Consider the following 19,125-nt stretch of genomic DNA (forward strand, 5'->3'; position numbering starts at 1 on the left):
TGAGACCGAAGAGGCGCCCTCATCAGGCGCCTTTTATTCTGCTGCAGCGTCCGGGTTGGTCGCCTCGGCCGTCTTGCGCGGCGTCACGCGGTGCAATTTGTCCGAACCGGCATACATGCCACCGGACAATTGCTCTGCGAGACGCTGTTCATCGCGATACCGCACGTCTTCCTCAATCTGATCAATCCGATCGAGCGGCGTTCCAAGAGCCTCCAGGGCAGCCCTACCAAACACCACACTCGATTCGAATGTCTCGCGAATCTGAAAGTCGACGCCCTGTTTGGTAAGGTCCATGGCATGCGCCCGGTCAGTCGCGCGGCAGAAGATGAGGGCTTTGGGGAAATCCTCGCGGATCATCTCGATCGACTGCGCCATCACCTTGTCGTTTTCAATGCACATGGCGACAAGCGCCGCATCGCCAGCGCCTGCTGCCTCCAGGACATCTGCGCGCGTGGCATCGCCATAATAGACCCTGTAGCCTAGCTTCCGGGCATAGGCGATCCGGTCCGGCCGGTTGTCGATCGCGGTGATCTCAAGGCCTTCCGAGGTAAGGATTTGCGCAACGACCATGCCGAACCGGCCGAAACCGACGACAAGTACCGTTGGCGTTGCCTCATCGAATGTTTCAATGGACGGATTCTCAACACCCCGCGCTTTGGCCCGCGTGGCCAGCAAATCCAACCCCAGACAGGCCACCGGGGTTAAAAGCATTGTCAGAATGACAATTGCATTCAACAGGTTGGCGGTTTCATAGTCGAAGATCGAATTCACCACGGCCGCGGTGAACAGGACAAACGCAAATTCGCCGCCCTGAGGCAGGGTCACGGCGATCCGCATGGCATCGGAGTTGCTGGACCCGGTCCCCCGCGACAAACCCCACAAGAAAAGCCCCTTAATCACCATGACCACGCACACTCCGCCCGCGATGTAAGCCCAGTTCGCCATGACCAGTGAAAAGTCGAGCGACATACCGACGGCTACGAAGAAAAGGCCCATAAGGAGCGATCGGAAGGGTTCGATATCGGCTTCCAGTGTGTGACGGAAACTCGATTCAGCAAGAAGCACACCGGCCAAAAACGCGCCCAACGCCATCGACAGGCCGACTGTGTGCATGATCCCGGCGCTGCCGAGCGCTACCAACAGGGCCGCGGACAGCATCACCTCGCGGGCCCGCGTGGCGGCGAGCAGCAAGAAGACCGGCGAAATCAGGTATCGCCCGGTCAGAATCACCGCTGCCACCGCAGACAAAACGAGCAGCACTTCCTGCACAATTTCCGCGGTCGTTGACGGGCCCTCTCCGGGTGCCAAAATAGCAACCATGGCCAAGAGCGGGACGATAGCGATATCCTGCAACAGCAAAATGCCGAAAGCTCGCTGACCATATTCCGATGAAAGCTGCCCGCGCTCCTGCAAGATCTGCAGAGCAAAGGCCGTTGAGGACAGCGCCAAGCCGAAACCCGCCACGAGGGCCGCTGATTGGCCCATGCCGGCGAGTTGTGCAAAGCCGAAGAGGCAGAACCCCGTCAACATCACCTGCGCTGTGCCAAGGCCGAAAATGTCACGCTTCATGCGCCAGAGTTTTTGGGGATCCAGTTCAAGGCCGATGACAAACAACAGCAGGACGACGCCGAGCTCGGCGACGTGCAGTACGTCCTCGCCAGAGCCCAGCAGCTGAAGACCGTGCGGTCCGATTGCAGCGCCTGCCGCCAGATAGCCCACCACAGAGCCGAGGCCGAGACGCTTCGCGATCGGCACCGCCACTACGGTCGCCGACAGAAAGATTATCGCTTCAGCAAATAAGGGAGGCGCGCTTTCTGCAGCCATGCTCTCTCCGGCCCCCAGCCTGGTGTTTCATCTTACCCAATTAAACGGCGGAAATCTCGAAAGATTCCTAAACATGTTAGCGATTTGTCAGAAAGAAACATTGAGATAGGCCAAGGCAGACAGTGTCTAAAGCAATACCGTGCCGCCAAGAAATCATCCTACCATTTCCTGCTCTCAGACTAGCGGTCAGGTGAGCGGGCTCATGACACCCTTCTGGTAGGCCGGACGTTCGGTCAGTCGTTTGTACCAGTCCGCAAGATACGGCTGATCGGGACGCTCAAAGTCCATATTGAACCAGGCATAGGCAAGGCTCCCAAGCGGGATATCGCCGACCCCGCACGCGTGACCGGACAAATAAGGCTGGTCTTTCAACAGTGTATCGACAACGGTGAATTGAGCGGAACAATGCTCGATACCATGCGTGATGGCCGCCTGGTCCCTGTCTTCCGGAGCCGTTCGGACTAGATTCCAGAACAGGTTTCTGAACGGCATCCCGAACGAAAACGTGGTCCAATCCATCCATTGATCCGCCAGCGCCCATTCCCTCGGATCTTCTGAGAGGAACGGCGCAGTGCCATAAGTTTTGGCCAGATAGCGGCAGATCGCGTTGGACTCAAAAATAGTGAACTCCCCGTCTTGCAGGCACGGAATCCGGCCATTCGGATTCAGCGCGCGATAGTCAGGCGTATCGACAACGCCAAAGGCCCCACCGGCATCGATCTGCTCGTAGTTCAGTCCGAGCTCTTCCAGACACCACAGCACCTTGCGCACATTGGACGAGTTGATCCGTCCCCAGACGATTATGTCTGACGCCATTTCGCTATCACCCTAAATCGAAAACGGCCGGCAGAACTGCCAGCACAGGAGAGGGTTTGTTGCTACTGCGATGCGCCGGCGATTGCAAAATAAAAAGGGCCTTCAGTGCTTTACTGAAGACCCTTCTTGTGTTGTTCAGATCGAAGTTATCGATGCCTAAACCGCAGTGCCACCCACTGTCATGGCATTGATCCGCATGGAGGGTTGGCCGACGCCGACCGGAACGCCCTGCCCCTGCTTGCCACACGTGCCCATGCCCGGGTCAAGCTCCATGTCATTGCCAATCATCTCAACACGGGTCAGGGCATCCGGACCGTTGCCGATCAGCATGGCGCCCTTGACCGGTGCGCCAACCTTGCCGTTTTCGACCTTGTAGGCCTCCGTGCAGGAGAAAACGAACTTTCCGGACGTGATGTCGACCTGACCGCCGCCGAAGGCGACCGCGTAAATCCCATCCTTAACGGAAGCGAGAATTTCTTCCGGATCCTTGTCTCCGTTCATCATGACCGTATTGGTCATGCGCGGCATCGGGATGTGGGCGTAGGACTGGCGGCGGCCGTTGCCGGTCGGCTCCATCCCCATCAATCGGGCATTCTGGCGGTCCTGCATGTAACCGGTCAAAATACCATCCTCAATGAGCGTCGTCCGGGCCGCTGGCGTACCTTCATCATCGACCGACAGAGATCCACGGCGGTCCGGAATGGTGCCATCATCCACAATGGTCACACCAGGTGACGCCACCCGCTCGCCCATCAGGCCGGCAAAGGCCGAGGTTTTCTTGCGGTTGAAGTCGCCTTCCAAGCCGTGACCCACGGCTTCGTGCAGCAAAATGCCCGGCCAGCCTGGTCCAAGGACAACATCCATCTCACCTGCAGGTGCCGGAATGGCGTCCAGATTGACAAGAGCCTGGCGCAGCGCTTCGTCAACTCCGCCCTGCCAGTTTTCCGTGGTGATGAACCGCTCGAACCCTTCCCGGCCGCCGCACCCATAAGAGCCACTTTCCTGACGGTCATCATTGCCCGCGACCACGGAAATGCTGAGGCGCACCATCGGGCGGACATCCCGCACAAGATGCCCGTCGGCTCGCAGGATCTCCACCACTTGCCAGGATCCGGCGAGCGATGCGGAAACCTGGCGCACGCGCGGGTCCTTTGCCCGTGCATAGGCATCGATTTCCTGAAGTAGTTTGACCTTGTCTTCAAAGCTTGGGCCGCCCAATGGATTGGCGTCGGTGTAGAGCGACAGATTGGTGCGCGCCGGAGCAGCGGCATAGGTCCCGGAGTAGCCTTTCGATACCGCGCTCACCGCGTCGGCCGCGCGTTTCAATGCCGCCTCGGAGATGTCCCCTGCATGGGCATAACCGGCCGCTTCTCCAGCGACTGCCCGCAAACCGAACCCTTGTGCCGTGTCGTAGTTGGCGCCTTTCAGACGGCCGTTGTCAAAAACGAGGCCTTCGGTCTGGCGGTATTCAACAAAGAGCTCGCCATCATCGGCATTGGCAAGCGCTTCCTTGGTGATGCGTCTGGCTGTTTCCAAACCCAGGCCGGATGTTTCAATCAGATCAGAACTGGACAGAGCCATCAGAGTTTCCTTGTTGATCCAGTGCCGCTGCCAGATACCAGACGGAGCTGAAAACCGGGCGGCATGTATGTCTTCTTGACAACAACATAGGGATTTGGCGGGGCAAATCACCCCAAAAGCGCAGAAATCCACTTGGCATCATTTTAATATGAATATAGTACTCATATTTAAGTGCGGATGATTTCCTGCCGCCGATCCAGCTGGGCATCTTCCGAAGACCCAAGCCAGACCTCCAAAAATCCTGAAAAACCGACTGCGGCCTCCCCGCAGCAAAGAGGCTTGCGCCATGACTGATAAGACCGGACGGCGGCTGCCGTCCAGCTTAATTGCATTCAACTCCTTTGCCGCAGCCCGTGGAGATGGCTTGCATCCGCGGCTTGCCGAGGCCTTGGCCAAGACCGGGCCTGTCTCTGGTCCACCCCTTTCATCTGAAACGGCCGCTAACGTGGTCCGCGTCTGTTTATTAAAAATCCAAGCACCTGATCGGAAGACAGGATCTGAAAGGTCATGAACGGCGTTTTGATCGCCCTTCACCTGGTCGCGTGTCAGCCTAATCTGCTGATCTGCGAGGACCTGTCCGCCTCCCGAGAGTATTGGGCGGATATGGACGCCTGTCAGATGGCCCGTGAACCGGAAATGGACCGGGCCCGGGACGATCTTCCAGACGAGACCGTTGTCATGTCTAGGTGCCGTTACACGATCGCGCCGGATGCCCGCACAGCGCCAATTTTCTAGGTAACATCGCCTTTGCAAACCGGACCGGACTTGCCGAACCCGCCCAATGTGCCATAAAGAGGCGCATGGGGACGTTAGACGTCCGGAACCAAAGCATCAGGCCATCATGAACCGCTACGAAAATCCGCGCATCCCAAGCGAAGCCCGCATCCGGTATCTCGATGGAGATTATCAGGTTGAGACGCCGGGAACCTTCGTGCGCTGCGCCGTGACGGGCACCGCGATCCCACTGGATGAGCTGAAATACTGGTCGGTCGAACTGCAAGAGCCCTATGTCGATGCCCACGCGTCCATGAAACGCTACTTGGAAACGCAGCGTAAGAACTAAACCGTTTTTTCGGTTAGGACTTGAAAGCGCGGTTTCTCAAGCAGTCCTTGATCAGCGACACCAGCCGGTCTTCCTCCGGGATCTCCATTTGCACATCAAGAACTTCCGTCTTGGCAGCGAGCCAATGGAAGATTTCGCCGCGCTGGGTGGTGATGCGCGCCATATCCTTGGCCGTGGTGACGAGTTGCAGCCCGTCCCGATCGGACTCCGTCAACAGTTCCCGGGCATCTGCTTCGCTGAAATCATGGTGATCGGCAAACTCCCGTGTCCTTGCCAACTTGTGACCAAGATCGGTGAGGGTCTTAAAGAATTTCTGGGGCCGGCCGATGCCGGCAAAGGCCAGGAGATCTTGGCCTGAGAGAGCGTCGTTTTCTTCCGGAACGATATATGCATGCAGGAAAGGCAATCCGCGCCGGCCCGCCAAATGGACAGCGTCCGAAGCCCGCTCCCCCTCTCCGACAAGAATCAAACAGTCGGCCTTGACGATCTGTTTTTCCGCCGGCGCACGCAGCGGTCCGGCGGGAAAACACAGACCATTGCCAAAGCCGGTCGCGCAGTCCACCAGGACCAAGCTGAGATCCTTGTGCAAAGACGGGTTCTGGAAACCATCGTCCATTAGGATCATGTCGACCGGCTGCTTTTCCAGCAATTCAGCTCCGGCCGGACGGTCGGCAGAAATCACTGTTGGCCCGGCTTGAGCCAACATCAGCGCTTCGTCGCCAACGTCCGCCGCAGTGTGTTGTGCCGGGTCAACAAGCACAGGCCCTTTGAGACGCCCGCCATAGCCGCGCAACAAAAAGCCGGGCGTGTGCCCTTCCTTGAGCAATCGGTCTGCCAAGCGGAGCGCAAAAGGAGTCTTGCCGGTTCCACCGGTCACAAAATTACCGATGCAAATAACCGGCAACGCGCTTCTTGCTTTTGAATGCTGCACCATCCGGCGGCCAGCGATGAGGCCGTAGATCCAGCCAAAAGGGGCGAGCGCGAGCGCAGCCGCGCTGCGATTGGGTGTCCACCAGAAATCAGGCGCCTTGCCCATCGCCCCTCTCCATGGTGTCGGCCCGAGATGTTTCTGACAGCATGGGCTTCAGCAAGTCAGCTGTCCGTGTCAAGGCGCCGCGTCCCTTGATGACCAGGTTCATCGCCTGGTCGACCTGCTCCTTGCGGTTATCAGGGTGCTCCATGAGGCCGGCAACTTCCGAGGCAAGCTGAGCGGGCTCCTCAACCTTTAGAGCTGCGCCTTGTTCCCAGAGGTCCTTATAAACGGCTCTGGCGTTGGCGACTTTCGGCCCTGTAACCAGAGCCGACCCCAAAAGCACGGCCTCGACAGGATTGTGTCCACCAGCATCGTTGAACGACCCTCCAAGAAATGTCACCGGGGCCAAGCGGTAGAACAACCCCATTTCGCCGAGCGTGTCACCTAAATAGACCCCGGTTTCGGCGGTCACCGGATCGCCGCAGCTCCGCCGGGCCATCACGTGGCCACATTCACTGACAAGTGCCGCCACATCATCGGCGCGGGCCGGGTGGCGGGGAATAAGGAGTAAAAGCAGGTCCGGATGTTCTTCAAGAAGACGCGCATGCGCCTTCAGCGCTATTTCATCTTCGCCCGGATGCGTGAGGGCCGCCATCCAGACCGGACGATCGCCGATTTGGTCTGCAAGCTGGCGGAGGTCTTCTTCATCGGTAGCTGGCTCAGCCGCATCAAACTTCAAATTGCCCGGCATTTCGACGTAACGGCATCCGAGCTTCAAGAACCGCTCCTTGTCTGCATCGCTTTGCGCCAGAACCAGATCGAGACATTTTAAGATGTACCCAGAAGTTTTCGGGACCTTCATCCAGTTTCGCGACGAACTCTCCGACATTCGTCCATTCAGAAGTGCAAACGGGATACCGCGTTGATGCACCTCGTCGAACATGCAGGGCCAAATCTCGGATTCCACCACTATGGCCAGATCGGGCCGCCAATGATCCAAAAAGTTCGAAACGCATCCCGGCGTGTCATACGGCGTGAACTGATGAATACACGCTTCCGGCAACCGCTTTTCGGCGAGTTCAGCAGCCGTGACCGTGACACTGGTCAAAAGCACCGAGTGGCCGTCGCGTGCGAGCTGTTCGATCAGCGGCAAGACAGACATCGTTTCACCGACGCTGGCAGCGTGGATCCAAACAAGTGATCCCTTTGGCCGCGGCACTCCAGGAACACCGAAGCGCTCCCCCTTACGGCTTTCGATTTCCTTGCCGTTTGCAGCGCGGCGGCGGAACAAAAGATGCAGAAGTGGCGTCAATGCCCGTCCAAGGGCCCGGTAAAGCGTCAGGGCGATGGGGCGCCGCTCAGCCATTCGGCCTTCCGACAAGCTCGTAGACCCGGCGCGTTGCGGTGTTGAGGCCGTCTTCCACTTTCTGGCGGTAGGCCTCAAGTCCTTCATCATCCGTGTCGGACGGCACCCAGATCAGGTTACCGCCAACGATTCCGCCGCGGCCAAAAGGCAAGTTGACACTCGCCTTGTCCCAGCTGTTCAGCTCGATGCTGCGGCTCGTGGCCACTGCGACCGGCAAGATCGGACGACCGGAGTGTTTCGCGAGCTGCACAATCCCGGAACCGGAGTGCCGTGCGGGCCCCTTGGGCACATCGGCAGTCATCGCAATGGAGTATCCGTCCTTCAAGGCCCTTACCGCCTCGATAAACCCGCGCATGCCGCCGCGTTTCTTGATTTGGTGCGCAGTCCGCCCGCCAGAGGCCCGGATCAATCCCATGCCCAGCTTCCGGGCGGCAATTGCATTGATCTCGCCGTCCGCGGATTTGGAGATCATCACCTTGGCCGGCCAATGCGATGGTTTGGCGAACGGCACCATGAAGTGCTGTCCGTGCCACATGGCCACGATCACGGGCAGGTCCTGGTCCGTGTCTTCATGGATGGTCACAGGTTCGATCGTAAACCGGTTCGTATAATAAACCAGCTTCAAATATCCAGCGAGCAGGGAGCCGATTGCCGAAAGAACAAGCGGATGTCGGCCGATGCGTTTTAGCATTTTTCTTTTTGCCCAAGTATGGAGCGGCGCCGTCAGCTGGCCGTATCGGGGTCCAGCAAGCGGTGCATGTGTACAATGAAGTAGCGCATGTGCGCATTGTCGACGGTGGCCTGCGCCTTGGCTTTCCAAGCCGTGTAAGCCTCCGCATAATTCGGATAGATCCCGACGACATCCAATTCATCCAGGTCGCGGAATGTCAGGCCGTCGGGGCTCTCCAGTTCGCCGCCAAAGACCAGATGCAGGAGTTGTTTCGGTGCTTCGGTATCGCTCATGAACAGTCCTTGTTTTGCCTGGATCCTCGCGGCCTCAAGCAATCAGCTTTCCCAGAACGTTGCGAACCGGCCCGCTCAGTTGCACAGGGGCTGCAACAAGTGCGGGATGGCGCGTCTTCGCGCGATTGTAAAGCAGTTGCTCACCCGACAGATCGGTCAGAGTTCCGCCAGCTTCCTGCACCAAAAGATCGGCGGCTGCAAGATCCCAATCGCTTGGCCCACCCCTTGCCGCTCCGACATCCACCCGGCCACAGGCCACCATTGCGAGCCGGTAAGCAAGAGACCGCAACACATCCGTTGCCTCAAAACCGGCCGCTTGAACGTCTTTGTTGGCGGCAATCGAATAGGGCCCGGTTAACAGGGCTCCTGCCGTTTCGGTTCTGTTCGAGACCGCTATCTCATCCTTGTTCAAGGACGCCCCACCGCCTTTTGCCGCAAGGAACATTTCCTTTCGTCTTGGACAATAGACCGCGCCTGCAACAGGCCGCCCCTTGTCGACAACTGCGACGGATACAGTCCACTCATCACCACCCGCCAGGAAGGCGCGGGTTCCATCAATCGGATCCACGATGAACACCCGGTCATGCTGCAGCCGGATCGGATCGTCAGCGGTTTCTTCCGAAAGCCAGCCGTAGTCCGGCCGGGCCGCGCGCAAGGTTTCACCAAGAAAACGGTCGACGGCGATGTCAGCCTCCGAGACCGGAGACTTGTTGCCCTTGAACCAGGTTTCCGGATCGCGGCCGAAAAAGGTCAGCGCCAGCTCACCGGCTTCCAGCGCCGCATCTTCCAAAAGCTTCAGGTCGGCTTCAAAGGCAGCAGCATCAATTCCCGGCAAGGGCCATTCCTTCAATCAGGATGGAGGGAGCCGCAGCCGCATAACGATTGTCCAGATCACTGCCCGGCACCATACGCTTGAACATGTCCTTCAAATTGCCTGCGATCGTGATTTCGCTGACAGGTCGGACGATCTTGCCGTTTTCGAACCAGAATCCGGCAGCTCCGCGCGAATAATCTCCGGTGAGGCCGTTTACTCCGTGACCAATTAGATCCGTCACAAGAAGGCCGTCGCCCGCGTCAGCCATCAACTCTTCCAGAGACTTTTCTCCCGGCATCAAGGTCACGTTTGTGGAGCCCGGAGACGTGCCACTGCCTGCGCGCCGGGCACGGCCGTTCGGGGTCAAACCGAGCTCTCGTGCCGAAGCCCCATCCAAATACCAGTGTTGCAGGACACCGTCTTCAACCATATTCAGAACGCTCGCCTCGGTTCCCTCACCGTCGAACGGGCGGGTTGCCGCGCCACGGCGCTTGAACGGGTCGTCAACAACCGTCAGGCCGGGAGCCAAAACCGCCTCTCCCATCTGATCCATCAGGAAGCTGGTCTTTCGCGCGACCGATGCGCCATTTATCGCACCGACCAGATGTCCAAGGATGCTGCGGGCGGCCCGCGCTTCATAAACCACGTTGGTGGTGCGCGTGGAAAGTTTGTCCGGGTTGAGCCTGCGCATAGCCCGCTCCCCGGCCCGGCGGCCGATATCAGCAGGTGCATCAAGGTCTTCAAAGAACGTGCGGCTGTCGAAATCGTAGTCCCGCTCCATCGCGGTGCCATCACCGGCCACCGCCGTCATGGACATGCCGAAACGGGAAGAAAGGTATGACCCTTGAAACCCATGGCTGGTGGCCATCACCACACCGGCAAGGCGCCAGGATGCCGATGCACCTCCGGATTTGCTGACCCCCTCCACGCTGAGGCCCGCAGCTTCTGCTTCGAGCGCTATGTTAGTGAGTTCGTCGGCCGACAGTTGTTTGCTATCCAAGAGCTCCAGTTCCGGCAACTGCTTAACCAGCAAGTCCGGATCAGCGAGGCCCGCAAAGGGGTCTTCCGGCGCCACCTTGGCCATGGCGACAGCGCGTTCCGCAAGATCTGACGGATTGTCCAACTGATTGGCCGACACAGCTGCACTGCGTTTTCCAACAAAAACCCGCAGCGTGACGTCATCCCCCTCGGCCCGTTCAGTCTCTTCGACCTTGCCGTCCCGGACTTCAACGCCCAGAGAGACACCAGTGACTGCAATGGCGTCGCAAGCGTCTGCGCCTGCATTGCGGGCTGCAGCAACCAAACGTTCGGCTCGGGATTGGAGTTCAGCTTGATCAATCAATTCGGACATTCATACCGCCTTAGTGTTGGCATACCGCCTTATGTTGGGCTGTTGTTTACGCTCCGGACGATAGAGCCGCAACCGTTGGAGGGTAACTAATGGTGTGCGGCGGAACGAAAACCGATTTGCATGGAAATTGGGGCTGCATGCTGCTCTTGCCAAGCCATTATGCTCAACAGAGTGTTAGCGGGCTCGTTACACTCCAGTAACCCTCTTTAAAAACACAGTTTTTTAACCGTGTCTCTTAAGCAGATCACGACTCTTCGGTGTGTAGAGTAACTTCATCAAGAGGCCAAAAGGCCCGGTGGAGAAGTCACAGTGAAGCGTCAAACAGAACAACAGATGACACAAGCGGCCGGGATCGGCACCGAGCAGGTGCTGCATCCCGGTTGCCTCCCAATCCAGTTCCAGCAACGCCTGGAAGCCCGGCCAGGAACAACCTCCCTTCCGGCCGATATCTTTCTTGATCGCGAAAAAGCAATCATCAAGCGCCGTGTTGGCGGTCTGCCAGTCACAATCGTTGTTCCGATGCATGGATTTGACGGCGTGATGGTGCGCATTGTTCCAGGCAATACGCCTGGAGAGATCCTCGCCAGTTTGATCCTGAAGCATCCTGACAGTGCGCTGTCGATCACCCTGGTGGAAACACATTCATCCGACGAGCTGGCAACGCATTGGAGCCGCTGGGCGCAAGTCTTGTCGTTGCCCATGCTGGTGTGTGATCTCGGTGGTGCCGTCAAACCGATTGAAGCTTTTCAGGCCAACCCGGCTGCTGCCCCTGCACCACGCCGGAAACTGCGTCTCCTGACCGGCCGCCGCCCGCGCTTCCTGAACCGCCGGCAAACAGGATCACTCGGCAAAGTGTCTGCGAGTTACGCTCACGAACGCGAGATCATCGCGCGGGACTGACCCTACGCTTTTCGATTTCCCGTCAGGTGAACATCCCTGAAATCAAAGCATCTGCTGCGAAGCCGATAAACAGGATCCAGCCGTAGATCTTGTTGGATCGGAACAGCTGGAGACACTGATCCCCGTCATCAATATCGATGATGACGATCTGCCAGCCAAGATGGATCGCGCCCAGAAGAATGCCAAGAAAGGCAGCCGGTCCGGCATCGGCCAAGGCTGCAGCAAGGGCGAACAGTAGGGACGCCAAAGCATAAAGCACGATCAGTGCAAGCCGGGTGCGATCGCCGAACAAACGAGCGGTCGACTTCACACCAACCAAGGCGTCATCTTCCTTATCCTGATGGGCATAGATCGTGTCGTAGCCGATGGTCCAGCATATCCCGCCGATGTAGAGCAGGATTGGCGCCAAGGACAGCTCTCCAAAAACCGCAGCCCACCCCATCAACGCGCCCCAGGAAAACGCAAATCCCAGGAACAGCTGCGGCCAGTTGGTGATCCGTTTCATGAACGGATAAATCGCGACCAGGATCAGCGACGCGATGCCAAGTGCAATCGCGAAGCTGTTGAATTGCAGCAGGACCAGCAGACCGACCAGCGCTTGAACCACCAGAAAAATCTTTGCCTGACGTTTGCTCACCTGCCCGGCAGGGATCGGCCGGGAGCGCGTCCGCTCCACCTGAGCATCGATATCAACGTCCACAATGTCATTGTAGGTGCATCCAGCACCGCGCATTGCAACGGCTCCGATCAGGAACAGGAGCATGTGCCAGGGATTCGGCCAGCTGTTGCCCGCCGCGATTGCCGCAAGCGCTGCGGACCACCAGCAAGGCCAAAGCAACAGCCACCAGCCGATCGGTCTTTCCCAGCGGGCCAGACGGGCGTAAGGGCGCAAACCTGCAGGCAGGCGGGTATCAACCCAATGCTGCTTGACCGCATCTGCAACCGGGCCGGTATCCCGGGTGGAAAAGAACATGGTGTGGTCCCTGATTGACGTTTCGCGCGTTAAAAATCCCGCCGAGTCCGCGTTTGATTTCCCGCAGCTTTACCGGCTGCGCAAATGAAAATCACCCCCAAGCGGCAATTCACACAGTAAAGCTCTGGAGATCCATTCGCGAGAGGCATAACTGACGCAGTCCGCCCCGCAAGACCAATTTGGAGCGACCTTCAGCAGGTTTCGTCACTTTCCTGATCGGAATACCGAATGAGAGCGGTTCGGGAAAACCCTTCGATTTCGTACACGGCTGCGAGCGGATCATCTTCCTTTACATAGGCGACCACCACGTCCGGACCGAAGTTTTCCAAGTCGCCAATGATTGCCCGGAGAACCCGCTGGGCAAGCCCCTGCCCTTCATAAGCCTTCAGTAACTGCAGTTCCTCCAGTACCGCAAGCTGACCTCCCCACGTAACAGATTGCTGAAACGACACGCTGGCATATCCCGCTGGGACACCACGCATATCAATCAGGTAGATGCGACCGGCCGATGCATCGACAAGAAACCGGCTGATGGCATTTTCATACTGCTTGTTGAAAGTGCGGCCCGTCTCTTCCCGGCATGTCCGGACAATGCCGAGTATGTCCCGCCGGTTGACCGGAGACCCCAACACGACCTGCCATGTACGGCTCATGTCCTCTCCTGTAGGCTGATGGTCGTCTTGTCGGGCAACGGTACACCTCCGGCCCAATTGCGGCACCGGCGCCGGCATGTTAGACCGCGCCTGACTTGCGGAAGCGGCCCTGCCGGCCCCGACATCCGCTCCCCTTCTTGTTGATGCATGTGAGATTGGCATTTCATGAAAGTTCTCCTGATCGGATCCGGTGGCCGCGAGCACTCCCTTGCCTGGGCCTTGGCGAAATCCCCGAAGCTCACAAAGCTTTATGCGGCCCCTGGGAATGCCGGTATTGCCGCACATGCAGAACTCTCCGATCTGGACGTTTCAGACCATGCAACCGTGATCACCTTTTGTCGTGACAAGCAGATCGAGTTTGTTGTCGTCGGCCCGGAAGCGCCGCTTGTCGCCGGGTTGGTGGATGATCTGGAAGCGGCGGGCATCAAGGCCTTCGGTCCAAGCAAGGCCGCTGCGCAGCTCGAGGGCTCCAAGGCCTTTACAAAGGCTGTCTGCGATGAAGCGAACATCCCGACGGCCAGTTATGGCCGGTTCGACAACGCTGCGGAGGCCCTGGATTACGTGCGCACAAAAGGCGCCCCCATCGTCATCAAGGCGGACGGTCTGGCAGCCGGCAAAGGCGTCGTGGTCGCCATGACACTTGCGGATGCGGAAGACGCTGTTTCGGATTGTTTTGATGGCTCGTTCGGTGCAGCGGGCTCGGAAGTCGTGATCGAAGAGTTCCTAGAAGGCGAAGAAGCGAGCTTCTTTGTCCTGTCTGACGGCATTAACGCTCTGCCTCTGGCAACGGCGCAGGATCATAAACGCGCCTTTGATGGCGACGAAGGCCCTAACACGGGCGGCATGGGCGCCTACTCTCCGGCTCCGGTTCTCACCGATGCTCTGGTTGCAGAGGTGATGCGTTCCATCATCGAGCCGACAATCGCGACGCTTTCCAAACGTGGAACACCATTCAAGGGCGTTCTCTACGCGGGCCTGATGATCACATCGGACGGCCCCAAACTGATCGAATACAACACGCGCTTTGGCGATCCGGAGTGCCAGGTGCTGATGATGCGCCTGAAAAGCGATCTTCTGGACCTGATGATTGCCAGCGCGGACGGCACACTCGATCAATCCCAAGCCGACTGGCACGATGATGTTGCATTGACCGTTGTTATGGCTGCCAAGGGGTATCCGGGCGCTTATGAAAAGGGCACGGAGATCAAAGGCTTGAATGCTATCTCGGCAAATGAAGCAGAAGTCTTTCACGCCGGAACAAAGTCCGATGGCGATAAGATCCTTGCAAATGGCGGCCGCGTTTTGAACGTTACGGCGCTTGGTACATCGGTGAAGGACGCACAGGAAGCTGCCTACAAGGCTGTGTCGAAAGTCGATTGGCCATATGGTTTTTGCCGGTCCGATATCGGCTGGCGCGCCGTTGCGCGTGAGAACTGAATTAACCCAATAGACCGATAGCCATAAACGTCTCAGATAAATAGGCTCCTCCCGACGACTTATGTTGGGAGGATACTGTGGGCGACACACTGCCAGACCTGTTTCCAGGTTTCGAAAGCCATTTCGTTGAAACTGCGCAAGGGCCCATTTTCTGCCGGACGGGCGGCAATGGCCCGCCGCTCTTGCTGGTGCACGGCTATCCGCAGTCACATGTCATCTGGCACAAGATCGCTACGGACCTTGCCAAGTCCTTCACGCTCGTGATGCCGGATCTTCCAGGATACGGGCAGTCCGTCATCCCGCCCTTGAGTGACGATCATGCCGCCTACTCCAAGCGGACGATGGCGCAGACCATGGCCGAGGTTATGGCACATCTTGGCCACGACCAGTTTGGGGCGGTTGGGCATGATCGGGGTGGGCGTGTGGTGTATCGTATGGCGCTGGACATGCCCGATCGGCTTTCTCGCGCTGCGGTTCTCGATATCCTGCCGACCTTTGACTACTGGAACCATCTTGACCGTACCTTCGCACTGAAGATCTATCATTGGGCGTTTTTGGCCCAACCGGCGCCCTTTCCTGAAAACATGATTGCCGCCGACCCAATCCCGTTTCTGGAGCACAAGCTCGCAAGCTGGAGCGCGGCAAAGGACCTGTCGCCCTTCTCTGAGGGTGCGCTTCAGCACACACGCGCTTGGTTTTCAGATGCGGCGCGCATCGCGGCGAGCTGCGAGGACTACCGGGCCGGGGCACATATCGATTACGATCATGATGCGGAGGACCTTCGGACAAATAAAACCATCTCTCTACCGTTTCTTGCGTTGTGGGGCGAACAGGGAATTGCGGCCAGTATCGAAGATCCGCTGGCGACCTGGCAGACGTGGTGTCCTCACGCCAAAGGCAAGGCAATTAAGGGCGGACACTTCCTACCGGAAGAGTCACCAAAAGAAATCGCGCAGGAGATACTCGAATTCTTTTCCTTGTAGAAAATACCAAAGTATAAAAAATCAAATTCCAGCTTCAACCAAACTTGCTGAGCTTAAATGCGCATGGTGTTAAGCTGTTAAAATGCAGTGCTTTTCAGTGAAAGTCCTTAATTTTCTTAACACTCTTATTCAATGCAATTTAACGAATACCCGCTATCGATAATTATGGCAGGGACTCTTCCTATCTGATTGGCGCCATCTGGGCTGCCGGAATTTACGGATAGTGCCTGACGAGATGCGGGGGGCAACCGTACGCAACGGTTGAAGATTTGGCGTGGTTGAGCGGAGTATGCGGGACACCGAAGTGAAACGGTCCGGATATCATTTTCTCGATACTGTGGAATCCCGGTTGGATCACATCGCCGCTCAATGGAGCGACGATGGCGCTCGGATTGAACGCCCGCTTAAAGCTGTCTTTATTGGTTTTCTGGCCCTCATCGTTTGCATTCTAACGCTCCAGAACATCGTCACTGAAATCGCACGGCTGCAAGTTCCATTCGATCGAGTGCAGTCCGCTTCCAAAAAGCTGGTCCATCAGGAACAGCAGCGCAATGCCCAGGCTCTTGCAACACTCACAGACCGTTTGACGTCCGATAACAATCTAACTTCGGCGATGGTCAAGAATGATCCCGCATCTGTTGCGCTTTATGTAGAGCGTGCTTTTGAAACCTTCAACGGCAAAGAGGGACCTTACCGGTTGGCAGTTTATGGACCTGATCGTTCGGTTCTGTACCGAAAAGGTCCTACGGCAGCCGCTTTGAAGACCTCGCCTGACATGACCGGAGACGACGATCATGCAAGTGCGCCGCGTGTCTCCAACAGCCTCGAATACGATCAGGCTGGAACCATTGTGGTTCGCAGCACGGAACCTTTCGTGCATGAGGGCCGGCTGCTCGGCTATCTGGATTTAAGTTCCAGTATCGAAACCCATCTGATGCATTTGAGTTCTGCCGTTAACGGCAAGATCCTCAAAACCGGCGGGCCGGTGACCGCTGTGTCCACCGTCGGTTCCAACGAGCAGAACCCACAAGCAGCATCAGCCGATGTTCCATTGCTGTTCAAGGAAGATGACACGGTTCTCATGACCGAGGGCCTCGCTCTTCCATTGGCGAATGCTGCGCCGGGCTCGAAAATCATGCTGCAGCGGGACGTTACAGCTGCTGCAAACGCCTTTTTCAAAACCACCCTCGTCGTGCTGCTTGTCTCCTTGGGCTTCGCGATCCTTGCCTGGGTTGTCATGCAGCGGCTCCTGGCCCGGCTTCAACGCCGAATTGGCCGCACATGGTCCAGCCTGGAAGAAGCTGTCAGTTCCAACACCAAGGAACTGGAACGCAGCCGTGCCCAGCTTCTTGAGGCTCAAGCGATTGCCTCAATCGGAAGCTGGGAGTGCGATCTCAGCACGAAAGAGATCTCTGCCTCGGAAGAGTTTTTCCGGATTACCGGTATTTCGCCCACGACAGCGTCTGGCAACCTGCTTGAGCGATTGATCGAGCGCGTGCCAGCAACCGATTTGCCCCGGGTCAAGTCAGTCATTCATCATGCTCTCGCGCAATGCCAGCCTTTTGATCTGGAGCATTCGATCTTGAGAGCTGATGGCTCGCTAGCACGGATCCACACCAAAGGGCGTGTCTTCAAAGGCGAAAATGGCCGGAGCGTCCGGGGTATCGGCACTGTCCACGACATTACGGAACGGTCCAACACGGAACGCCAGAACACGCTGATGGCAAAGATCCTCGAGACGTCGCTCAACGAGATCTATGTCCTCAACGCCGATACCTACCAAGTTGAATACGCAAACGCCTGCGCGATTACGAATCTCGGCTACACACTGACCGAGCTGCAAAATCTGACGCTCTGGGACATCAATCAGGAGTTTAGCCGCTCTACCATTGCTGAGAAACTCGTGCCTTTGGCTGAGGGTACAGAGGCCAATATCACGGGCGAGGCCCAACAGCGCCGGAAAGATGGAACAGATTATCCGGTCGATTTCCAGATCCAGATGGTGCGCGACCAGGGCCGTAATCGCATCGTCGCCATGGCGAACGACATTTCGGAGCGGGTTCAGCGCGAATCTGAAACCCGGGACGCGAAGGAACGCGCTGAGCGCCTTGCCTATTTTGATCCTCTGACGAAACTCTCGAACCGCGCCGGTTGTCAGCGCGATGCCGGAAAGCGGTTCGCCAAAACCAAAAAGCCGGCATTCCTCATCCATGTTGATATGGACAATTTCAAACGGGTCAATGACACGCTTGGGCACCTGGCGGGTGATTATTGCCTTGCAGAAACAGGACGCCGCCTGCGCGAAGTCAGCCGCGGGCTCGGGACGCCCTACCGTTGGGGCGGCGATGAGTTTGTTATTCTGGCCAATTCCTCAGACTCCGATCCGAACGAATTGTGTGAGCGCGCACGCCGGCTGATGCGTGCCCCGATGGAGTTCAACGGCACAACCTTCTGGCCGACCGTCAGCATGGGGATTGCCCTGTGCCCGGACCATGGCACGAACTTTGAAACACTTCTGGTGAATGCGGACCTTGCGCTTTACCGGTCCAAACACAGCGGCAAGGACCGGTTTACATTCTATTCATCCGACCTGCAGTCCGTGAACGACAAGGAAGCGGAACTTGAACGCGAGTTGCACATGGCAGCTCAACGCGACGAGTTCTTCCTGGTCTTCCAGCCACAAGTCAACATGCGCACGCACAAGGTCGTCGGGGTCGAAGCCCTTGTCCGCTGGCAGCATCCGGAGCGCGGCGTCGTCTCTCCAGGGGAATTCCTGCCCGTCGTTGAAAAGACGGGTTTTGCCGCCGTTCTTGGCGAAATTGTTCTCGACAAGGCGTTTGCGGCAGCCAAATCCTGGCAGGATGCGGGACTGGATTTCGGCCGGATTTCGGTAAACGTTTCTCCGGCGCACCTGTCCTCTGGCATGCTGTTCGATCAATTCAAAACCGCTATGGAGCGGCATGATCTGGCACCAGAACGGATCACAGCCGAAGTCTTGGAATCGGTGTTCTTGGACGACCACAAATCAGGTCACCTGTCGACGCTCAAGGATCTTTATGAAATGGGCGTGCATGTGGAGCTGGATGATTTCGGCACCGGCTATGCCTCACTCACTCACGTGGTCGATCTTCCCATCAACGGTTTGAAAATCGACCGCTCGTTTACCCAGCAGCTGCTGGAAGATGACCGCAAAGAAATCCTGATCAACCAGCTGATCCATCTGGCCCGCTCGCTCAATATTTCGGTTGTTTGCGAAGGTGTCGAGACGGAAGAGCAATATGACCGCCTGCGCATGATGGGCGACTTTGCAGTCCAGGGCTTCCTCATTGCCAAGCCCCTGCGTTTTGAAGACGCTACCAACTGGATGTCGGAAACCGCAGAAGACCTTTATTTCGTGTTTTAGGACCTGCCCATCACACCGTCACACT

17 protein-coding genes are annotated in these 19,125 nt (G+C 57.5%); 6 read left to right on the forward strand and 11 right to left on the reverse strand.

Annotated features, from left to right (window positions below; translation table 11 throughout):
* Positions 1-33 precede the first annotated feature (33 nt).
* From ACVDG4_RS10215 to tldD, 3 genes are all read right to left on the reverse strand, one after another.
* Positions 34-1,824, reverse strand: coding sequence for a monovalent cation:proton antiporter-2 (CPA2) family protein (locus ACVDG4_RS10215; protein ID WP_447234963.1), 1,791 nt, complete (start codon positions 1,822-1,824; stop codon positions 34-36).
* Between the two features lie 186 nt (positions 1,825-2,010).
* The gene (locus ACVDG4_RS10220) at positions 2,011-2,640 is read right to left on the reverse strand and encodes a glutathione S-transferase family protein (RefSeq protein WP_447234964.1); all 630 of its coding nucleotides are present in this window, start codon (positions 2,638-2,640) and stop codon (positions 2,011-2,013) included.
* A 156-nt stretch (positions 2,641-2,796) separates the two neighbouring features.
* Positions 2,797-4,221 (reverse strand): metalloprotease TldD, encoded by a 1,425-nt coding sequence (gene tldD / locus ACVDG4_RS10225; protein WP_133948363.1) that lies wholly within the window; start codon positions 4,219-4,221, stop codon positions 2,797-2,799.
* A gap of 507 nt (positions 4,222-4,728) precedes the next feature.
* Between tldD and ACVDG4_RS10230 the strand changes: the two genes are divergently transcribed.
* The gene (locus tag ACVDG4_RS10230; RefSeq protein ID WP_447234965.1) at positions 4,729-4,956 is read left to right on the forward strand and encodes a hypothetical protein; all 228 of its coding nucleotides are present in this window, start codon (positions 4,729-4,731) and stop codon (positions 4,954-4,956) included.
* Positions 4,957-5,062: 106 nt separating this feature from the next.
* On the forward strand, positions 5,063-5,284 hold the full coding sequence (locus ACVDG4_RS10235) for a DUF2093 domain-containing protein (RefSeq protein WP_447234966.1): 222 nt from the start codon (positions 5,063-5,065) through the stop codon (positions 5,282-5,284).
* 13 nt (positions 5,285-5,297) lie between these two features.
* Here ACVDG4_RS10235 and lpxK read toward each other — a convergent pair whose 3' ends face one another.
* Genes lpxK through ACVDG4_RS10265 form a run of 6 tightly spaced genes read right to left on the reverse strand, consistent with a single transcriptional unit; the run spans position 5,298 to position 10,751 of the window.
* Positions 5,298-6,320, reverse strand: a complete 1,023-nt coding sequence (gene lpxK, locus ACVDG4_RS10240; protein WP_447234967.1) for a tetraacyldisaccharide 4'-kinase — start codon at positions 6,318-6,320, stop codon at positions 5,298-5,300.
* Complete coding sequence (locus ACVDG4_RS10245; protein WP_447234968.1) at positions 6,304-7,623, reverse strand: 3-deoxy-D-manno-octulosonic acid transferase; 1,320 nt, start codon at positions 7,621-7,623, stop codon at positions 6,304-6,306. Before ACVDG4_RS10245 ends, lpxK begins: the two co-directional genes overlap by 17 nt.
* Positions 7,616-8,314, reverse strand: a complete 699-nt coding sequence (locus ACVDG4_RS10250; protein ID WP_447234969.1) for a lysophospholipid acyltransferase family protein — start codon at positions 8,312-8,314, stop codon at positions 7,616-7,618. Before ACVDG4_RS10250 ends, ACVDG4_RS10245 begins: the two co-directional genes overlap by 8 nt.
* 32 nt (positions 8,315-8,346) lie before the next feature.
* The gene (locus ACVDG4_RS10255; protein WP_447234970.1) at positions 8,347-8,586 is read right to left on the reverse strand and encodes a DUF4170 domain-containing protein; all 240 of its coding nucleotides are present in this window, start codon (positions 8,584-8,586) and stop codon (positions 8,347-8,349) included.
* 34 nt (positions 8,587-8,620) lie between these two features.
* On the reverse strand, positions 8,621-9,421 hold the full coding sequence (locus tag ACVDG4_RS10260) for a 3'(2'),5'-bisphosphate nucleotidase CysQ (protein WP_447234971.1): 801 nt from the start codon (positions 9,419-9,421) through the stop codon (positions 8,621-8,623).
* Complete coding sequence (locus ACVDG4_RS10265) at positions 9,408-10,751, reverse strand: TldD/PmbA family protein (protein WP_447234972.1); 1,344 nt, start codon at positions 10,749-10,751, stop codon at positions 9,408-9,410. The genes ACVDG4_RS10260 and ACVDG4_RS10265 overlap by 14 nt, the downstream gene beginning before the upstream one ends.
* A 309-nt stretch (positions 10,752-11,060) precedes the next feature.
* Here ACVDG4_RS10265 and ACVDG4_RS10270 point away from each other — a divergent pair, with 309 nt between their 5' ends.
* Complete coding sequence (locus tag ACVDG4_RS10270) at positions 11,061-11,651, forward strand: DUF6101 family protein (RefSeq protein WP_209172664.1); 591 nt, start codon at positions 11,061-11,063, stop codon at positions 11,649-11,651.
* A gap of 22 nt (positions 11,652-11,673) precedes the next feature.
* Here the strand turns inward: ACVDG4_RS10270 and ubiA are convergent, their stop codons facing one another.
* Entirely contained in the window at positions 11,674-12,624 is a 951-nt protein-coding gene (ubiA, locus tag ACVDG4_RS10275) for a 4-hydroxybenzoate octaprenyltransferase (RefSeq protein WP_447234973.1), read from the reverse strand.
* Between the two features lie 191 nt (positions 12,625-12,815).
* Positions 12,816-13,277: a GNAT family N-acetyltransferase gene (locus tag ACVDG4_RS10280; protein WP_409689197.1), complete on the reverse strand. Its 462-nt coding sequence runs from the start codon at positions 13,275-13,277 to the stop codon at positions 12,816-12,818.
* Positions 13,278-13,442: 165 nt separating this feature from the next.
* Between ACVDG4_RS10280 and purD the strand changes: the two genes are divergently transcribed.
* From purD to ACVDG4_RS10295, 3 genes are all read left to right on the forward strand, one after another.
* Positions 13,443-14,714 (forward strand): phosphoribosylamine--glycine ligase, encoded by a 1,272-nt coding sequence (gene purD, locus ACVDG4_RS10285; RefSeq protein ID WP_447234974.1) that lies wholly within the window; start codon positions 13,443-13,445, stop codon positions 14,712-14,714.
* A 77-nt stretch (positions 14,715-14,791) separates the two neighbouring features.
* Positions 14,792-15,697 (forward strand): alpha/beta fold hydrolase, encoded by a 906-nt coding sequence (locus ACVDG4_RS10290; RefSeq protein ID WP_447234975.1) that lies wholly within the window; start codon positions 14,792-14,794, stop codon positions 15,695-15,697.
* Between the two features lie 289 nt (positions 15,698-15,986).
* Positions 15,987-19,100, forward strand: coding sequence for a putative bifunctional diguanylate cyclase/phosphodiesterase (locus tag ACVDG4_RS10295; protein ID WP_447234976.1), 3,114 nt, complete (start codon positions 15,987-15,989; stop codon positions 19,098-19,100).
* Positions 19,101-19,125 lie beyond the last annotated feature (25 nt).

Source organism: Roseibium sp. MB-4 (assembly GCF_053005265.1).